Below are 17322 nucleotides of genomic sequence, written 5' to 3' on the forward strand. Positions count from 1 at the left end.
GACGCGGGGTGCGGGCGGTGGGGGCGCGTACGCCCGGGGCCGCCGCCGGGGGCTCGGGCCGTACGGCCACCATCCGGGGTCATCCCTGACGGCCCGGCGCTCGGGCCCGGCGTTCGTCACGGAGCGTGACTCACTCGGACGAGGCGGAGGCCGCACCCGGGCGACCGTACGGCGGGACGGAAACGCCCGGCGGCCGAGGGCCCGGCGGCGGGGCCGGGCAGCCGGGCGGGGAACCGGGGCCGGGGCGGCGTCGCGGCTCAGGCGGTGGGGGCGACCTCGGGGCTGTCCGCGCCCGGCGTACGGCCTCCGGGGGCCGGGCTTCGCACCGGATCGGGCAGCCCGGCCTCGGCGGCGGAACGGGCCTCGGCGGAGAGCCGGGCGACGGGTCGCCACCAGGGCTCGTCCGGCACATCGGCACCGGTCGGCTCGAAGGGGCGGCCGGGCACCGGCAGGGCGAGCCGAGCGCCCTCGCGGGCGGCGACGCTCACGGTCCCCTCACCGGGTTCCGACCAGGGGTGCGGGGCGAGATTGAAGGTGGCCCAGTGGATCGGGAGCATCACACCGGCGGGTTCGCCCCGCTGGAGGTCGAGATGGGCGCGCATACCCTCGTCGGGAGTCATATGGATATCAGGCCAATGCTCCGAATATGCCCCGATTTGAATCATGGTGGCGTCGAAGGGGCCGTGTTCGGTACCGATATCGCGGAAGCCGTCGAAGTAGCCCGTGTCCCCGCTGTGATAGATCCGGTGCTCCGGTCCGGCGACCACCCAGGACGCCCAGAGGGTGTGCTGCTGATTGCGCAGACCGCGACCGCAGAAGTGCCGGGCGGGTGTGGCGGTCAGCCGGACTCCGGCGATCTCGGTCGACTCGTGCCAGTCCAGCTCCCGCAGCCGGGCGGCCGGGACGCCCCAGCGCTCCAGATGGGCACCGACCCCGAGAGGTACCGCGAAGACGGTATCGGTCGAAGCCAGCGCCTTGATCGTGGGCAGATCCAGATGGTCGTAGTGATCGTGGGAGATCACGACGGCGTCCACCGGGCCGAGCGCGGCGAGCGGCAGCGGCACCGGGTGCAGCCGCCGGGGTCCGACGAAGGCGAAGGGGGAGCAGCGGTCGCCCCAGACGGGGTCGAAGAGGATCCGGCGGCCGTCGATCTCGGCGAGGACGCTGGAGTGTCCCATCCAGGTCAGCCGGAGCCCGGTCGCGGGCGGGCGGGCCAGGTCGGCGGCGGTCGCGGGATGGAGCGGGATCGGCCCGGCGGGGGCCCGGCGGGCCCGCGACTCCTTGTCGAAGTAGATCTTGGCCATTTCCCTCATGGAGGCGCCGGACGGCCGGGTTCTCGCTCCCACGGGGTTGCGGAAGGACCCGTTCTCGAAGTGGGGCGAGCGATGGATCCGCTCAAGCCGTGCTCCGGCGGGGTCCGCGCCGAACGCTTCGGTGCGCAGCGCGCGCAGCCGGGTTCGCAGCGTACGGGGTGAGCCGGCTCCGGACACGGCACCTCCTGGTCTCGGGATCCTCTTCATTATGTGCCGAGGGGACGACAGCGGGGGGTGGGAATCCGCCGCACGGGCGGCCCTTACGGCGCCGGGCCCGGCGAATCCGCTGGTGAGGCGGGGGGTCGTGATTTTCCCCGGGGTTCCGGGGAACCGGGGCGGGAGCGGCCCGGGCCCGGTGGCGGGCGGGCTGCCGGGCACGTGCGGCCGGGGCCGCCGGGGCCCCGCGCCGGGCCGGGCGCACCACCCGCCACCCCCGTCCCGTCGCCCTCTCACGGTGGAGCCGCGATCGCATTGACACGCGTCGACCTGGCTTCCGATACTGAACGGCGATTCAGTCGGGTGGTTGTGCGGCCACCCGGCGTCCCGCCGTCACTGGAGCCCTCACCATGACCGAAAACCCCTTCCTGTCGCTGACCTGGACCGACCCGGTGACGGGGCGGCAGGGGCATCTCGTCGTCGACCGGCTCGTCCGCGGCGTGGCCAGCGGCGGACTGCGGATGCGGCAGGGCTGCACCTTGCGGGAGGTGGCGGGGCTGGCCCGGGGGATGACCATGAAAGAGGCCCTCCACTACGACCCCGACGCCCCCGCGGGCCGGTACATTCCGCTGGGCGGCGCGAAGGGCGGCGTGGACTGCGATCCCCGGGATCCGGCGGCGTACGGGATCCTGGTCCGCTTTCTGCGGGCCGTCCGGCCCTACGTGGCGACGATGTGGGCCACCGGGGAGGATCTGGGGCTGACCCAGGACACCGTCGACCGGGCCGCCCGTGAGGCGGGCCTGGTCTCCACGATCCAGTCCGTCTATCCGCTCCTCGACGACGAGGCGGAGGCCAGGCGGCGGCTCGCGGCGGCCTTCGCCGTGGAGGTCGACGGCATCGGTCTCGACGAACTGGCGGGCGGCTGCGGAGTCGCCGAGGCCGTACTGACGGCCCTCGACCGGGCGGGCACCGGCCACGCGGGGACCCGGGTATCGATCCAGGGCCTGGGCACGATGGGCGGCGCGACGGCCCGCTTCCTGGCCCGCGCGGGGCTGCGGATCGTCGCGGTCGCCGATGTGAAGGGCACCGTCGCCAATCCGCGCGGCCTCGACGTGGAGACCCTGCTGGCGGCCCGGGACGGACACGGCACGATCGACCGGTCGGCGCTCCGCCCGGACGACACCGAACTGCCGGGCGACGCCTGGCTGTCGGTTCCGGCCGAGGTCCTCGTACCGGCGGCGGTGTCGTACGCGATCGATCCGGACGACGCGGCCCGGATCGGGGCCCGCTGGGTCGTCGAGGCCGCCAATATGCCGGTTCTGCCGGAGGCGGAGGCGCTGCTCACCCGGCGCGGGGTGACCGTTCTGCCGGACGTGGTGGTCAACTCCGGGACGAACGCCTGGTGGTGGTGGACCCTCTTCGGCGACATCGGCGCGGACGCGGACCAGGCGTTCACCCGCCTGCGCGGCTCGATGCGGGAGCTGGTGGGCGCGATACTCGCCCGGGCCGAGGCCGACGGCACGACGCCGCGCGCGGCGGCCCACGCGATCGTCGCGGAGCGCCTGCCACTGATCGCGGAGCGCTTCGGCGGCACCTGCTGACATCCGGGACCGGCCGGGGTACGGGTCGCCCCGGCCCCGTCGTGACGGCGGGAGTCGCCCCCGGAGCCGAGGCTTCCGCGAATGGCCGGAGGGCGACCCGTACCCCGGCCGGGGCAAGATCCGCTGTGTAGGCTGAGCCCGTGGCAAGAGTCCGGTTGAGCGTGGCGCAGCGGCGTGAGGACCTCCTCAACGCCGCGGTCGAGCAGATTCAGCGACGGGGCGCCGCGGAGGTGCGGATCGCCGATGTCGCCGCCGCCCTCGGGGTGAGCAACGCCCTGGTCCTGTACCACTTCTCCACCAAGGAGAAGCTCGTCGCGGCGGCGTTCACCCACGCCGCCGACGCCGATCTCGCCCATCTGCGCAAGCTGCTGGGCCGCCGGACGTCGGCGGTACGGCGGCTGCGGACCGCGGTCCGCTGGTACGCGCCCACCGGGCCCGCCAAGGGCTGGCGGCTCTGGATCGAGGGCTGGGCGGTGTCGCTGCGGGAGCCCGCCCTGCGCGAGGTCGCCCGCGATCTCGACCAGCAGTGGAAGGCCGCGCTCACGGAGGTCATCGCCGAAGGGGCGGCCGCGGGCGAGTTCCCGTGCCCCGACCCGGCCGCCGCGGCCTGGCGGCTGACGGCCTTTCTGGACGGACTCGCCGTCCAGATGACCTCGTACGCGGGCTCGCTCTCCCGGGCGGCGATGCTGGAGTGGACGGACGAGGCGCTCGCCCGTGAACTCGGTCTTGAGCGCGCGGCGCTGACCGAAGCCCTCCACTGACCGCCTCTCCGGCTCCCCCTGTTCATGTCCCGCGGGCACTGTTCTTGCTTGTCATGTGCCTGACATGCCGTCGTCCCACCCGCTTGAGCGATCGCTCAAACCCCGCTACGGTCCTTTTGAGCACTCGCTCAAACGACTCCTTGACGAGGGGAGAACGGCCATGGGTCTCTATGTCGAGACACTGATCCGGACCGATATGGAGACACTCTGGGACCGGACCCAGGAACCGGACGAACATCGGCGCTGGGACGTACGGTTCACCCGGATCGACCCGCTGCCCGGACCGCCGGACGCGCCCCGGCGCTTCCGGTACGCCACCCGCGTCCTGCCCTTCCTCACCATCAGCGGTACCGGCGTCAGCGCCGGCGAACGGACCCGCCCCGACGGAGGACGGGTCTCGGCGCTCCGGTTCGCCTCCCCGCATCCGCTCTCGCCGATCCGGGAGGGCAGCGGGTACTGGCGTTACGTCCCCACGCCGGACGGCATCCGCTTCCTCACCGGCTACGACTACCGGCCGCCCCGGGGCCGGTTCGGGCGGGTGGTCGACCGGCTGCTCTGGCGGCCCCTGCTCGGCCGGGCCACCGCATGGTCCTTCGACCGGCTCAGGCTCTGGTGCGAACGGGGCGTCAGCCCCGAACACGCCCTGGCCCGCTCGGTCGCCGACGCCCTCGTCCGGCTGGGCGCCGTCGCCCTCACTGCTGTCTTCATCGGTGTCTTCGCCCTGCCCGCCGCGATCGCGGCGGCCCTGCTGATCCCGCCACCGCCCGGTACGCCGTCGGCCCGCCGCTGCCGACGCGTCCCGCCCGCCCCGATCCGCGACCCCGCCCTGCTCACCTCATTGGAGCGCCATGACCTCGATCTTCCGGACCGCCATGGGGGACGCCGCCTTCGAACGGCTCCATCCCGCCCTGCGCCGCCGGTTCTCCGTCGGACTCGACAGCGGCGAGTCCTGCACCGGCCGGGGTGTCATGGACCGGATCTGGCACGGCGGCTCCCCGCTGATCGCACCTCTGCTGAAGCCGTTCCTCGCCCTGGGGGCGAGCCGTCACATCCTGCTGCCGCGCACCGGCCGCCGGATCCCGTTCGTGATCGAGAACGTGCCGTACCTCGATTCCTTCGGCCGTGAGACCGTCACCTTCGTCCGGACCTTCGCCTTCCCCGGCGGGCCCCGCAGATTCGACGCCACCATGGTCCTCGACCCCCGGGGCGACCGGGTCCTGGACTATCTCGGCACCCATCAGCATCTCGCCTCCGAACTGCTGCCCAGCGCCGAACCGGACGGCTCCCTGCTGATCCGCGCCTGGTCCCACCGCTTCCGCGAGGGACCGGTGGACGTCCGGGTACCCGAGCTGATCGGCGCCGACGCCGAGGTGAGGGAGTCGTACGACGACACCACGGACCGGTTCCGGATCCGGGTCCGGGTGACCAACCGGCGATTCGGACCCCTCTTCGGCTACGAGGGCTCGTTCACGGCCACCTATCAGGACATAGGCTCGTCCGGGGTGCGCGCCGGGCTGCGCCCGGTACGCGAGGAGATACGGGCGTGAGCCAGGAGACCAGGGTGAAGCTGCTGGAGGGCGCGCTGCGCACCCTCACGGAACACGGCATCGCCAAGGCGTCGGCCCGGAACATCGCCGCCGCCGCGGGGGTCAACCAGGCCCTGGTCTTCTACCACTTCGGCTCCGTGGACGAACTGCTGGCGGAGGCGTGCCGACACGGCGCCCGGCAGCGCGTCGAGCGCTACCGGCCCCGGCTCGACTCCGTCGGCTCCCTCGCCGAACTGCTCGCCTTCGGGCGGGAGATGCACCGGGAGGAGCGGGAGCACGGCGGTGTCGCCGCCCTCGCCCAGCTGCTCGCCGGTGCCCAGACCCAGCCCCGGCTCGGCCCCGCCACCTCGGCCGGTCTGGAGCTGTGGATCAACGAGATCGAGAAGGTGCTCGTCCGGGTACTGGGCGAGACGCCGCTCGGCGAGTTCGCCGACCCGCCCGGACTGGCCCGGGCGGTCTCGGCCGCCTTCGTCGGTCTGGAGCTCTACGAGGGCGTCGATCCGGACGGCGCGGACCGGGCGCTCGACGCGCTGGCCGGGCTCGCGGAACTCGCCGCCGTCCTCGACGAGCTGGGCCCGCTGGGCCAGCGCGCGGTACGCCACCGGCTCCGGCGGCACACCTCCGGCTGACGCCCCGCCCGCCTCGCGCACCCGGCTCGTCGCCCCCGGCCCGCCGCCGGGCGAGCCGGAACCCGGCCGGGCCCTCAGGTCTGGCGCAGCGGCTCGTACTCCCCCTCCTCCAGACCGAAGGTCCAGGCGACGCCCTCCTTGGCGGTCGCGGTGCGCGGGGGCACCCGCAGCCAGTACGTCTTGTGGCTGCCGTCCGGCTCCGGGGTGCTGTTGACCACCTCGACCATGGCCACGTCCTCGTCGCCGGTCATCGGGATCCGCCACAGGACACCCGTCTCGTCGCGGTGCACGGGGCGGGCACCGGACTCGGCGAGATAGCGGTCGTACCCGTAGAACTCCAGCATGACGCGGCGCAGCTCGGCGTTCTCCTCGTCCCGTATCCGGGCCGGGTCGAGCGACGTCAGTTCGTCCAGGAAGGCGGCGGGCACGGGCATGCCGCGCCAGGCGTGCAGGGCGAATCCGTCGGGGAAGAGCAGGGCGGGCCCGGAGCCGCTGTCGAGCCGTCCGGCCTCGTCACGGTGGAGCTCGACGGGCCGCTCGCAGATCACCGCCGTCTTCTCGTACGGCCACCACCAGCCGGCGGCGGCGGCGATGTCCGCCAGCGGGGCGAGCCGGTCGCTGCGGCCGTCGAAGGCGGCCAGCCAGGCGGCGTCGTGCTGGCCGAGCACCGCGTCGAGGAGGATCTGGCGCAGTTCGGTCTCCAGCTCCCGGAGGGCCTCCTGAAGGGCGGCCTCCTCGTCGCCGGGGATCCCCTCCGCGAGCCGCTCCAGGATCCCGGCCCGGATGCGGTCGGCGAGGGCGCGGGTGGTGTCCCAGAGCCGGGCGCCGGTCGCGCTCCACAGCTCGGTCCAGCCACCGGGGCCCAGTTCGTCGTGGACCCGGCGGCGCTCATCGGCCCAGGGCCGGGTGCGGACCCGGTCCCGTACCGATAGGCCCGGCTCGTCGCCGAGGGTCCGGAGCAGGACCACCGCCTCCAGCGGTGATCCCGCCCAGACGATCCGCTCCGGCGCGGTCAGCCCGGCGTCGCGGTAGGCGCGGCGCACGCCGTCCTCGGCCGCGGCCCGGTCCGCGGGTCCGGTCGCCGCCGCGATCGCCCGCCACTTGCCCATGATGTCGACATCCTCGACCTGAAGCATCGGTCTCTCCCCGTCCCTGTCGCCCGGCCCCGGCCCGGGACCGACTCTCGTTCGCTCCGCTGTTCCTGTGTTTCCGCTACCGCGTGTGGTGCTGTCGTACTGATGGCGCTGTGCTGTCGCGCTCCGGCCCTCCCGGCGAACCGCCGTCGTGCGCCGTGCCGGTGTCCCGGGGTGCCGCGCGGGTGGATCGTGGTCCGGCGGCGCGAGGTCAGTCCGCGACGATGCGCACCGCGCCCGGCAGATACTCGCGCTGGCGCACGACCCGGTACCAGCCGCGGGGGAGGTCGATGGCGGCATGCTCCTCGTGGACGACCTTGCCGCCCTGGGGCAGATGGAGCACCAGCGGCCCGAACGGCCCCGGCTCGCGGACCAGCCGTCCGCCGCCCAGCACCGCGTGGGCGTGGCCCGTGACCTCGCCCAGCGCCAGCACCATCCGGCCGCGAGGGTCCCGCGGTTCGGCCGGGGCATCGGCGAGATGGGACGGGACGGACTCCTCCGCGACGGGCGCGATCAGCACGTCTCCTTGCCGGTACATGGCTCTCCCCTCGTCGTTCGGCGCCGAGTGCGGCGAACTGAGTTGAACGCTAAGGGGAGGGTCTGACAATCGCCCCGGACGACGGCCCGGCCCCGGCCCGGCCCACCGCCGGGTGCTCGTACCGGCTCCGGGCCGGGCGACGGTGCGACCACCCCCGTCGGCCGGTTGTCAGTGGCGCTTGGTACAACTTCTCCCCATCGAACCGATCACGCGATCGACCACCCTCGGTGTCTGGAGTTCTTCCATGAGCGATTTGCAGGAGTTGTTCGGCCTGCCCGTCTTCGACTTCCCCGACGCGGGCACCGAGGTCGCGTTGCCGCCGGTCGAATCGGTGGCCTGGCGCGTCGCCGTGGAAGCCTACGAGAGCAAGGTGGAGTGGGAGGACGAGTTCGCCCGCTTTCTGACGGTCGTCGATCCGTCCCGGGTCCGCGCCCTGATCGTGGGCGCCTGGTCGGACGTCTACGACACGGACCCGGGCCCGGTCGTGGAGGCGCTGGTCGGGGCGGTGGACCGGTTCCCGGAGCTGCGGTCGCTCTTCGTCGGCGACATATCGTCCGACCAGTGCGAGATCTCCTGGATCAACCAGGGTTCGCTCACCCCGCTGCTGACGGCCTTCCCCGGGCTGGAGCAGTTCGGGGCGCGCGGCGGTCAGGGCCTGGAGCTGAAGCCCGTCCGGCACGAGTCGCTGCGGCGGCTGGAGATCGAGACGGGCGGCCTCGACGCCCAGGTCGTCCGGGACATCGCCGCCTCGGACTTCCCTGCGCTGGAGACGCTGGACCTCTGGCTGGGGACGTCGGAGTACGGGGCGACGTCCGCGATCGAGGACCTGGAGCCGTTCCTGACCGGGGCCCGGCTGCCGAAGCTGCGCCATCTGGCGCTCCACAACAGCGATATGCAGGACCAGATCGCGGCGGCCTTCGCGGGCGCGCCCGTGGTCGCCCGGCTGGAGGTGCTCGATCTGTCGATGGGCACCCTCAGCGACGAGGGCGCCCAGGCCCTGCTGGAGGGGCAGCCGCTGACCCATCTGAAGCGGCTCGACCTCTCCTACCACTATCTCTCCGAGCCGATGGCGCAGCGGGTGGCCGCCGCCCTGGAGGGCACCGGCGTCGAGGTGAACCTCGACGAGAGCATGTTCGACGAGTGGGAGCAGGACGGGGACTGGGACAACCGCTACGTCTCCGTGGGCGAATGACGCCATGACCGCGACGACGTCCGCCCCGGCGCCCCGGCTCGCCGTGGTCGCCCATGCCGAGAGCCGCCGGGCGGGTCTCTTCTCGGCGGCGGCCCGGGCCGCCGGGCTGCCGCCGGTCCGGGTGGTGCCCTGGATCCTGGTACTGCGCGGCCGGGCCGAGTTCCTGCGCGGCGAGTGGGTGCGGATCGACTCGCCCGGCGAGGACCCCTATGTGGACGGGGTGCTGCGCGGCGGAGACGATCCGGCCCGGGTGGAGGGGACGGCCCGCTGGTACGGGCGGTTCGTCGGCGCGGTCCGTGAGGTGTCCGCCGCCGTGACGGCGGCGGGTGCCGTCCCGCTGGACGATCCGGCCGAGCTGGCCGTCCTGTTCGACAAGCGGCTCTGCCACGGGGTGCTGCGGGAGGCCGGGATACCGGTGCCCGAGTCCCCGACGTCGGGGCCAAAGGCTCCGCAGGTGCACGGCTGGGACGATGTGCGGGCACTGGCCCGGGACGCCGGTATGCACCGGGTCTTCGTCAAACTGGCGCACGGCTCGTCGGCCTCGGGGGTGCTCGCGGTGGAGACCGCGAGCGGGGGCCGGGTCCGGGCGACGACGTCCGTCGAGCGCGACGAGCGGGGCAGGCTCTTCAACTCCCTGCGGGTGCGGCGGTACACCGACGAGGCCGAGATCGCGGCGATCGTGGACACCCTCGCCCCGGACGGACTGCATATCGAGCGGTGGCTGCCGAAGGCGACCCAGGACCGGCGGAGCGCCGATCTGCGGATCGTCGTCACCGACGGCCGGGCCGGTCACGCGGTCCTGCGGACCAGCCGCTCCCCGATGACCAATCTCCATCTGGGCGGTGCCCGGGGCGATCTGGCGGCGGCCCGGGCCGCGATCGGGCGCGCGGGCGGCGACTGGGACGAGGCACTGGCGATCTGCGAGCGGGCCGCGGCCCTGTTCCCCGCGGCGCTGCGGGTCGGGGTCGATCTGCTGCCGCTGCGGGACTGGCGGCGGTTCGCCGTCGGGGAGGTGAACGCCTTCGGCGATCTGCTGCCGGGGCTCACCGGGCTGCCCGGTGGCGGGGCCGAGGGTTTGGACACCTACGGGGCGCAGATAGCCGCCGTCCGGGCCCGGGCCTCGCGGGGCGTCCCGCCTCCGGCCGCCCGTACCGCATCGCCGTCGGCGACGGTCGCACCACCGAGTACAGCACCGAGAGCAAGGAACGAACGTGCCGAAGCCTGACACCGCCCCCGGGCCGTCGCGAACCGCCGGGCTCCCGGAGCCTGTGCCCGGGTCCGCCGGGTCCCGCGAGCCCGGCTCCGGAGTGCCCGGTTCCGAGGGGTTCCCGGAGCCGGATATGAACGAGGTGGTCGGCCGGGACGATCTGCTGATGGTCACCCTCGACACCCTGCGGTACGACGTGGCCCAGGAACTGGCGGAGCAGGGCAGGATCCCGCATCTGGCCCGTCATCTGCCCGGGGGCCGCTGGGAGCGGCGGCACGCGCCCGGCAGCTTCACCTACGCCTCCCATCAGGCGATGTTCGCGGGCTTTCTGCCCACCCCGGCGGCCCCGGGTCCGCATCCCCGGCTGTTCGCGGCCCGGTTCGCGGGCAGCGAGACGACCGCCGGGGACACCTATGTCTTCGACACCCCCGATCTGGTGTCGGGTCTGGCCGCCGCCGGATACCGCACGGTCTGTATCGGCGGGGTCGGCTTCTTCAACCGGCAGGGGCCGCTCGGTTCCGTACTGCCCGGCCTCTTCCAGGAGAGCCACTGGGAGCCCGAGTTCGGGGTGGCCTCGCCGACCTCGTTCGCGTCGCAGGTGGACCGGGCGGCGGAGATCGTCGCCGGACTCCCCCGCGAGCGGCGGCTCTTCCTCTTCGTCAACGTCCCGTCGCTGCACCAGCCGAACTGGTTCCATCTGCCCGGTGCCACCCGGGAGGCCGGTGACTCGCGCGCCACGCACGCGGCGGCGCTGGAGTACGTGGACCGGCACATCGGCCGGCTGTTCGCCGCCGCCGCGAGCCGTCGCCGCTGTTTCGCGATCGTCTGCTCCGACCACGGCACCACCTACGGGGATGACGGCTACACCGGTCACCGGCTGGGGCACGAGGCCGTGTGGACCGTGCCGTACGCCCATTTCTTCCTGGAGCCCCCGGCCCGCGCGGCCGCTCTCCCCGCACCGCTGGAGACCGCCGTATGACTCTCGCACCGGCCGCGCACCCCCGGCCGTACCAGCACTACGTCTATGCGTATCCCCATAAAACCGCTTACCGCCCGCTGGGCGACGACCGTCCGGCGCTGCGCGAGCTGTGGGCCGGGGAGCGCAAGGACGCCCTTTCCCTCTATCTCCACATACCGTTCTGCGAGATCCGCTGCGGATTCTGCAATCTCTTCACCCGGATCGGCGCCCCCGACGAGCTGACCACCCGCTATCTGGACGCCCTGGACCGGCAGGCGACAGCGGTACGGGACGCGCTCGGGGACGACGGTCCGGTCCGGTTCGCAGCCGCCGCGTTCGGCGGCGGTACGCCGACGTTCCTCACCGCCGACGAACTGGAACGGCTCTGCGACATCGCCGAGAAGCGGATGGGCGCCGATCTGGCGGCGGTCCCGCTCGCGGTGGAGACCTCCCCGTCGACGGCGACCGCCGACCGGCTCGCGGTACTCGCCGCCCGGGGGACGACCCGGCTCTCCATCGGGGTGCAGAGCTTTGTCGCACAGGAGGCCAGGGCGGCGGTCCGCCCCCAGCGGACGGCCGAGGTGGAGGCGGCGCTGGGGCGGATCCGGGAGAGCCGGATCCCGGTCCTCAACATCGATCTGATCTACGGGATCGACGGCCAGACCGAACGCAGCTGGCGCTACTCCCTGGAGACGGCCCTCGCCTGGCGGCCGGAGGAGCTGTATCTCTACCCCCTGTACGTCCGGCCGCTCACCGGTCTCGACCGGCGGGCCCGGGAGAGCGACCGGGAGTGGGACGCCCGGCGGCTGGCGCTCTACCGCCGGGGCCGGGATCTGCTGCTCGGCCAGGGGTACGAACAGGTGTCGATGCGGATGTTCCGGCGGACCGACGCCCCGGGCGCCGGGGCGGCGCGCGGCCCCGACGACTACGCCTGCCAGACCGACGGGATGATCGGCCTGGGCTGCGGGGCCCGTTCCTACACCTCCGGGCTGCACTACTCGTTCGACTACGCGGTGGCCGCGTCCGAGGTCCGGGGCATCATCGACGACTACACCGGGACCGAGGACTTCGGCCGGGCCGAGGTCGGTTTCGCGATGGACCCGGCGGAGTCCCGCCGGCGCCATCTGCTGCAGTCGCTGCTCCAGGCGCGGGGCCTGGCCGTGGCCGAGTACCGGGAGCGCTTCGGCCGGGACCCCGGGGACGACTTCGGTCCCGAGCTGGCCCGGTTCACGGCCCTGGGCTGGCTGGACGGGTCGGCGCCCGCCGGTCTGCTGCGGCTGAGCCCCGAGGGGCTGGCGCACTCGGACGCGCTGGGCCCCGAGCTGTTCTCCCCCGCCGTACGGGCGCGGATGACCGCGTACGAGCCGAAGTGAGGCCGTCGTCATGGATCTGACGCTGCTCTACCGGGGGCCGCTGGCCTCCTGCGACTACGACTGTCCCTACTGCCCCTTCGCCAAGCGCCGGGACACCCCGGACCAGCTCCGGGCCGACCGGGCGGCGCTGGAACGTTTCTCCAACTGGGCCGCCGCACAGACCGGGGACCGGCTCTCGGTCCTCTTCACCCCCTGGGGGGAGGGTCTGGTCCGGTCCTGGTACCGGCGGACCCTGGTGGAGCTGTCCCGGCTGCCGCATATCCGCCGGGTGGCGATCCAGACCAACCTCAGCTGCCGTACGGAGTGGCTCGCCGACGCCGACCCGGCGAAGCTGGCCCTCTGGTGTACGTACCATCCGGGCGAGACGCCGTACGACCGGTTCCTGGCCCGGACCCGTGAACTGGCCGACCGGGGCATCCGGTTCAGTGTCGGGATCGTGGGGCTGCCCGAGCACCGCGAGGACGCCCTGCGGCTCCGCGCCGACCTTCCGGAGCAGGTCTATCTCTGGGTCAACGCGGCGGAGGGCCGGACTTACGAGGACGCGGAGGCCGACGCCTGGACGGCGGTCGACCCGCTGTTCCCGTACAGCAGACGCCCCCACCGCTCGGCGGGGCTGCCGTGCCGGACGGGCGAGTCGGTGATCTCCGTCGACGGCGAGGGGACGGTCCGGCGCTGTCATTTCGTCCGGGCCGAGCTGGGCAATCTGTACGACGGCTCCTACCGGGCGGCGCTCCGGCCGAGGGCCTGTCCGCTGGCGCTCTGCGACTGCCATATCGGCTATGTCCATCTGGAGTCTCTGCCGCTGTACGACGTCTTCGCCGGTGGCGTACTCGAACGGATCCCGGCCCCGGGGATCTCACCATCCGGGACATAACCCCCGGAAGCGTGGCCCGATTTCCGGCCATGTTCCGATCATGGGCGGGACCTCCGGCATCGCCTCACCACCGAAGGATCTTCATATTTGCCCCGCCTTCACGACAGAATCTTCACCACAGTGGGCGACGGCTCCTGGCGCCGGGCACCGAGAAGCACCGGCTGCAACGCGATGACCTGCGAAGACATGACCCAATGGCAGCCAACCGACCTCGGCGGCCTACTGCGAAGCCGAAGGCCCGGGTAGTCATGGCCGCGGCGCTTCCGGGACATCCCCGGGGCCGCCCTCCACCACCATTCCAGGAGGTCGTTTCGTCATGTCCAGATTCACCCGACGCCAGGTCATCGGGGCCGCCGCAGGCGCCGCCGCGGGCACGGCACTGATCGGGGTCGCCACCGCGACCGCCGTCGGTTCCTCCGGCGGCCACGGCTCGCACGACGTCGCCAAGGGACTCGGCTCCTTCGACGAGGTCTTCCAGGGCCGCCGGATCCAGGGGCTGCCCGCCGAGGGACACGCCGCCAAGTCCCATGCCGCCCACGGCGGCTACCGGGTTCTGATCGACGGCCGTGAGCTCCACATCATGAAGCACGACAAGTTCGGCTGGAGCAGCGCGATCAACCACTACTCACGGTTCAAGACCCCGCTCGACGCCGCGCGGGCCGCGGTCGAGAGCCTCAAGGGCGCCCAGGTCGTGCCGTTCATGTCCGCCGTCTGAGCCGGGAGCCCCTGAGATGACCGTACGGAAGAACCAGGCGAGCCTCACCACCGCCGAGAAGAAGAAGTTCACCGACGCCGTGCTGGAGGTGAAGCGAATAGGCGTCTACGACCAGTTCGTCGAGGCCCACCGGCTCCGCTTCGCCCTCGATATGAACACCAGCGTCTACGTGGGCCACTTCGGCGCGTCGTTCCTGCCCTGGCACCGCAAGTACTTGATCGACTTCGAGTCCGAACTGCAGAAGGTCGACCCGACGGTGTCGATCCCCTACTGGGACTGGACGGTCGACAACACGGCCTCCTCGTCGCTCTGGGCCCCGGACTTCCTCGGCGGCACCGGCCGTGCCCAGGACGATCAGGTCATGGACGGCCCGTTCGCCCACTCCGGCGGCAAGTGGAACATCACCGTCGGGGTCGACACCGGGGTGTACCTCCGGCGCGCCCTCGGGTTCTTCGTACCGACCCTGCCCACCGCGGCGCAGGTCGCCGACGCGCTGACCCTGACCACCTACGACTCCGCCCCGTTCCGGGACGGTTCGACGGGCTTCCGGGCCCGGCTGGAGGGCACGGACGGCTACTACAGCATGCACAACCGGGTCCACAGCTGGGTCCGGGGTCATATGGAGGGCGCCACGTCCCCCAACGACCCGGTGTTCTGGCTGCACCACGCCTATGTCGACAAGCTCTGGGCCGACTGGCACGCGCTCCACCCGACCAGCGCCGAGTACCTGCCCAGCACCAGCACCACGGGGGCGGTCGCCCTCAACGAGAACATGGCGCCGTGGACCAACACCACACCGGCCAGCCTGCTGGACCACACCCAGTGGTACACCTACGCCTGACGGTCCCGGCGTGACCGGATGACGGGATGACCGTGTCCGAGGGCCCGCTCCCGGTACGGGCGGGCCCTCGGACACGGCGTCACAGCGGCAGCAGATCGGGCCGCTTGGCCTCCACATGGTCGCCGGAGCTCTCGCCCCGCAGTCGCCGCCCGATCCACGGCGCCAGATACTCCCGGGCCCAGTGGATGTCGTCGCGCCGTACCTCCAGCGTGCCCCGCAGCGGGGTCGGCGGCCACGGCTGGTCGGGGTCGGCCGGGATGTCGAGCCCCAGTACCTGACCCGCCCGCAGGGCGACCCGGGTATGCCCCTCCGGCGACAGATGGAGCCGGTCGGGGTCCCAGGCCCGGCGGTCCTGCACGGACCGGAGCGACCACAGGTCCAGCACCGGACAGTCGTAGCGGTCGGCGATGGCCCGGACATGAGCCGTATAGGTCGCGATCTTGCCGCGCAGATGGCGCAGTACCGGGATGTCACGGGTGTCGAAGCCGGTGGTGACCAGGACGGTGCCGACGGCCCCGGTCAGTTCGGCGACGGCCCGTTCGAACCGCTCCGCCACGTCGTCCGGGTCGCTGCCCGGGCGGATGATGTCATTGCCCCCGGCGCAGAACGACACCAGGTCCGGGGCGAGCGCCCGCGCCCTGGGCACCTGCTCCGCCACGATCTGGTCGAGGAGTCGGCCGCGTACGGCCAGATTGGCGTACCGGAAGGTGCCTTCCGGTACGCGGTCGGCGAGCAGTACCGCGAAGCGGTCCGCCCAGCCGACGTAGGTTCCATCGGGTCCCGGGTCCCCCACGCCCTCGGTGAAGCTGTCACCGATCGCCGCGTACGACCCGATCCCGCCGGTCATCACTGTGCTCGAATCGTCTGCCACGGCAACCATCCTCCCCTCGGGGATGTGACCTACGCGACCGTAGGGAGGGGTTGACGGGCCGTGATCTATCACACCGTGATCCCGCGACCGGCCGGGAATACACCGCGTCCCCCACGACAGGGGTGTCGTGGGGGACGCGGTGGCCGCTCCGGACGGGCGGTCCGGGGCGCGGGACGAGCCGGGTTCAACGCGCTCGGCGGGCTCAGAGGTTGACGCCGTGGCTCCGCAGATGGGCGACGGGGTCGATGTCGGAGCCGTAGCCCGGTCCGGTACGGACCTCCAGGTGCAGATGCGGGCCGCTGGAGTTGCCGGTGGAACCGGCGAGGCCGATCTGCTGTCCGCCGCTGACGGTCTGGCCCGCGGCGACGGAGAGGGAGGAGAGATGGGCGTACTGCGAGTAGGTGCCGTCGGTGTGCTTGATGACGACCTCGTTGCCGTACGCGCCGGCCCAGCCGGCGGAGACGACGGTGCCGGGGCCGATGGACTTGATGCCGGTCCCGGTGGGCACCGCGAAGTCGACACCGGTGTGGTAGCCGCTGGACCACATGGCGCCGGAGGCGCGGTACGGGGTGCTGACGGCGCCGTCGACCGGGGCGGACCAGCCGCCGGTGGCCGGGGCGGACTCGGGGGCGGGCTCCGCGGCGGCGGGCTCGGCGGCCGGGGCGGCCTGCTTCGCCGGGGCGGGCTCGGCGGCGGGGGCCGGGGCGGTGGCCCGGGCGCCGTCGCGGGAGGCGCGGTCGGCCTTGCCGGTCTCCGCCTTCTTCTCGGCCTTCGCCGGCTTCTCGCCGGTCCCGGACTGCGGGCGCTCGGCACCCTCGCCGTTCAGGGTGAGCTTCAGACCGGGGTGGATCAGGGACGGGTCGTCGCCGACGGCCGTACGGTTGTCGGCGTACAGCTGCTGCCAGCCGCCCTCGACATCGCGCTCGACGGCGATCTTGGACAGGTGGTCACCGGCGACGACGACATAGGTCGTGGCTCCGGCGGCGGTCTTCTCGGCGGCGGCCGGGGTCACCTGGGCGGCCGGGGCGACGGCGGCGGTCACCGGGGCGGCGGGTTCGGCGGCGTGGGCGCCGGTGGCCCCGATCAGGGGCAGGGCGATGGCGGCTCCGCCGGTACCGGCGGCGACGATGCCGCGTGTGATGACCGTCGTCCGGGGACGGCGGTGCTTACCCTTTCCGGGCATGGCGCGTTTCCTCTCCGGCGCCTGCGAGGTGAGCTGTCGGGTTCGGGCTGGAGTTGCCCGGCCGCGCCCGTCGGGCACGGCTTCACCCCGAGCCGTCCGGTCGCCCGGATCGGCGTACTACCTGGGTCCCCCGCTCCTGCCACGTGGTTCGGGTGAAGGAAAGTCCGGGCGGCGGCAGGATTCGGCGGTCCGTCCGGAGTTCGGCGACCGTAAACCGGCCATGTCGCCAGGAACAAGCCAAGCGGTACGGCAGCGACCGGGGTCGATCTTGCGGGGGCGCCGGAGCCGGTCACCCTCCGTGGAGACCCCCGGGCCAACTCCCCACCGCCGGGGGCGTCCCGCCCGGCGGCCCCCGCCACACAACGTCACGATTGTGATCCTGCTCATGAGGAGCGCCCATCTACCCATGAGGCGGGGCATGTTCGACGAA

General features: G+C 72.9%; 16 protein-coding genes, 1 pseudogene and 1 riboswitch. Of the genes and pseudogenes, 12 read left to right on the plus strand and 5 right to left on the minus strand.

Annotated elements, in window-relative coordinates:
• Positions 1–257 precede the first annotated feature (257 nt).
• Positions 258–1520 (minus strand): MBL fold metallo-hydrolase, encoded by a 1263-nt coding sequence (locus AB0G74_RS25595; protein WP_361150430.1) that lies wholly within the window; start codon positions 1518–1520, stop codon positions 258–260.
• Between the two features lie 359 nt (positions 1521–1879).
• Between AB0G74_RS25595 and AB0G74_RS25600 the strand changes: the two genes are divergently transcribed.
• The 5 genes and pseudogenes from AB0G74_RS25600 to AB0G74_RS25620 all read left to right on the plus strand — a co-directional run bounded on the left by AB0G74_RS25600 (position 1880) and on the right by AB0G74_RS25620 (position 6007).
• Positions 1880–3070: a Glu/Leu/Phe/Val dehydrogenase dimerization domain-containing protein gene (locus AB0G74_RS25600; protein WP_361150433.1), complete on the plus strand. Its 1191-nt coding sequence runs from the start codon at positions 1880–1882 to the stop codon at positions 3068–3070.
• A 140-nt stretch (positions 3071–3210) separates the two neighbouring features.
• On the plus strand, positions 3211–3831 hold the full coding sequence (locus AB0G74_RS25605) for a TetR/AcrR family transcriptional regulator (protein ID WP_361150436.1): 621 nt from the start codon (positions 3211–3213) through the stop codon (positions 3829–3831).
• A 160-nt stretch (positions 3832–3991) separates the two neighbouring features.
• A pseudogene (locus tag AB0G74_RS25610) lies at positions 3992–4678 on the plus strand (hypothetical protein); the annotation flags it as partial.
• Between the two features lies 1 nt (position 4679).
• Complete coding sequence (locus tag AB0G74_RS25615) at positions 4680–5378, plus strand: DUF4166 domain-containing protein (protein WP_361150439.1); 699 nt, start codon at positions 4680–4682, stop codon at positions 5376–5378.
• On the plus strand, positions 5375–6007 hold the full coding sequence (locus tag AB0G74_RS25620; protein ID WP_361150441.1) for a TetR/AcrR family transcriptional regulator: 633 nt from the start codon (positions 5375–5377) through the stop codon (positions 6005–6007). Before AB0G74_RS25615 ends, AB0G74_RS25620 begins: the two co-directional genes overlap by 4 nt.
• 74 nt (positions 6008–6081) lie before the next feature.
• Here the strand turns inward: AB0G74_RS25620 and AB0G74_RS25625 are convergent, their stop codons facing one another.
• Both AB0G74_RS25625 and AB0G74_RS25630 read right to left on the minus strand, forming a co-directional pair.
• The gene (locus AB0G74_RS25625; protein ID WP_361150444.1) at positions 6082–7143 is read right to left on the minus strand and encodes a DUF6745 domain-containing protein; all 1062 of its coding nucleotides are present in this window, start codon (positions 7141–7143) and stop codon (positions 6082–6084) included.
• A gap of 208 nt (positions 7144–7351) precedes the next feature.
• Positions 7352–7678 carry a hypothetical protein gene (locus tag AB0G74_RS25630; protein ID WP_361150446.1) on the minus strand — a complete coding sequence of 109 codons (327 nt, stop codon included), beginning with the start codon at positions 7676–7678 and terminating at the stop codon, positions 7352–7354.
• A gap of 244 nt (positions 7679–7922) precedes the next feature.
• Here AB0G74_RS25630 and AB0G74_RS25635 point away from each other — a divergent pair, with 244 nt between their 5' ends.
• From AB0G74_RS25635 to AB0G74_RS25665, 7 genes are all read left to right on the plus strand, one after another.
• A complete protein-coding gene (locus AB0G74_RS25635) occupies positions 7923–8870 on the plus strand; it encodes an STM4015 family protein (RefSeq protein WP_361150449.1) in 948 nt (315 codons plus the stop codon).
• 4 nt (positions 8871–8874) lie between these two features.
• A complete protein-coding gene (locus tag AB0G74_RS25640; RefSeq protein WP_361150452.1) occupies positions 8875–10095 on the plus strand; it encodes an STM4014 family protein in 1221 nt (406 codons plus the stop codon).
• Positions 10096–10210: 115 nt separating this feature from the next.
• Complete coding sequence (locus AB0G74_RS25645; RefSeq protein ID WP_361150455.1) at positions 10211–11056, plus strand: STM4013/SEN3800 family hydrolase; 846 nt, start codon at positions 10211–10213, stop codon at positions 11054–11056.
• Positions 11053–12408: an STM4012 family radical SAM protein gene (locus AB0G74_RS25650; RefSeq protein WP_361150458.1), complete on the plus strand. Its 1356-nt coding sequence runs from the start codon at positions 11053–11055 to the stop codon at positions 12406–12408. The genes AB0G74_RS25645 and AB0G74_RS25650 overlap by 4 nt, the downstream gene beginning before the upstream one ends.
• A 10-nt stretch (positions 12409–12418) precedes the next feature.
• A complete protein-coding gene (locus AB0G74_RS25655) occupies positions 12419–13282 on the plus strand; it encodes an STM4011 family radical SAM protein (protein WP_361150460.1) in 864 nt (287 codons plus the stop codon).
• A gap of 316 nt (positions 13283–13598) precedes the next feature.
• Positions 13599–13997, plus strand: a complete 399-nt coding sequence (locus AB0G74_RS25660) for a tyrosinase cofactor (RefSeq protein WP_361150462.1) — start codon at positions 13599–13601, stop codon at positions 13995–13997.
• A 16-nt stretch (positions 13998–14013) separates the two neighbouring features.
• Entirely contained in the window at positions 14014–14838 is an 825-nt protein-coding gene (locus AB0G74_RS25665) for a tyrosinase family protein (RefSeq protein WP_361150464.1), read from the plus strand.
• A 79-nt stretch (positions 14839–14917) separates the two neighbouring features.
• Here AB0G74_RS25665 and AB0G74_RS25670 read toward each other — a convergent pair whose 3' ends face one another.
• Complete coding sequence (locus AB0G74_RS25670) at positions 14918–15718, minus strand: SGNH/GDSL hydrolase family protein (protein ID WP_361150466.1); 801 nt, start codon at positions 15716–15718, stop codon at positions 14918–14920.
• Between the two features lie 193 nt (positions 15719–15911).
• Positions 15912–16892, minus strand: coding sequence for a LysM peptidoglycan-binding domain-containing M23 family metallopeptidase (locus AB0G74_RS25675; RefSeq protein WP_361150469.1), 981 nt, complete (start codon positions 16890–16892; stop codon positions 15912–15914).
• Positions 16893–16897: 5 nt separating this feature from the next.
• Positions 16898–17057, minus strand: a riboswitch (cyclic di-AMP (ydaO/yuaA leader).
• Between the last annotated feature and the right edge of the window lie 265 nt (positions 17058–17322).

The sequence above is a fragment of the Streptomyces sp. NPDC020875 genome (genome assembly GCF_040641415.1).
Classification (GTDB): Bacteria; Actinomycetota; Actinomycetes; order Streptomycetales; family Streptomycetaceae; genus Streptomyces.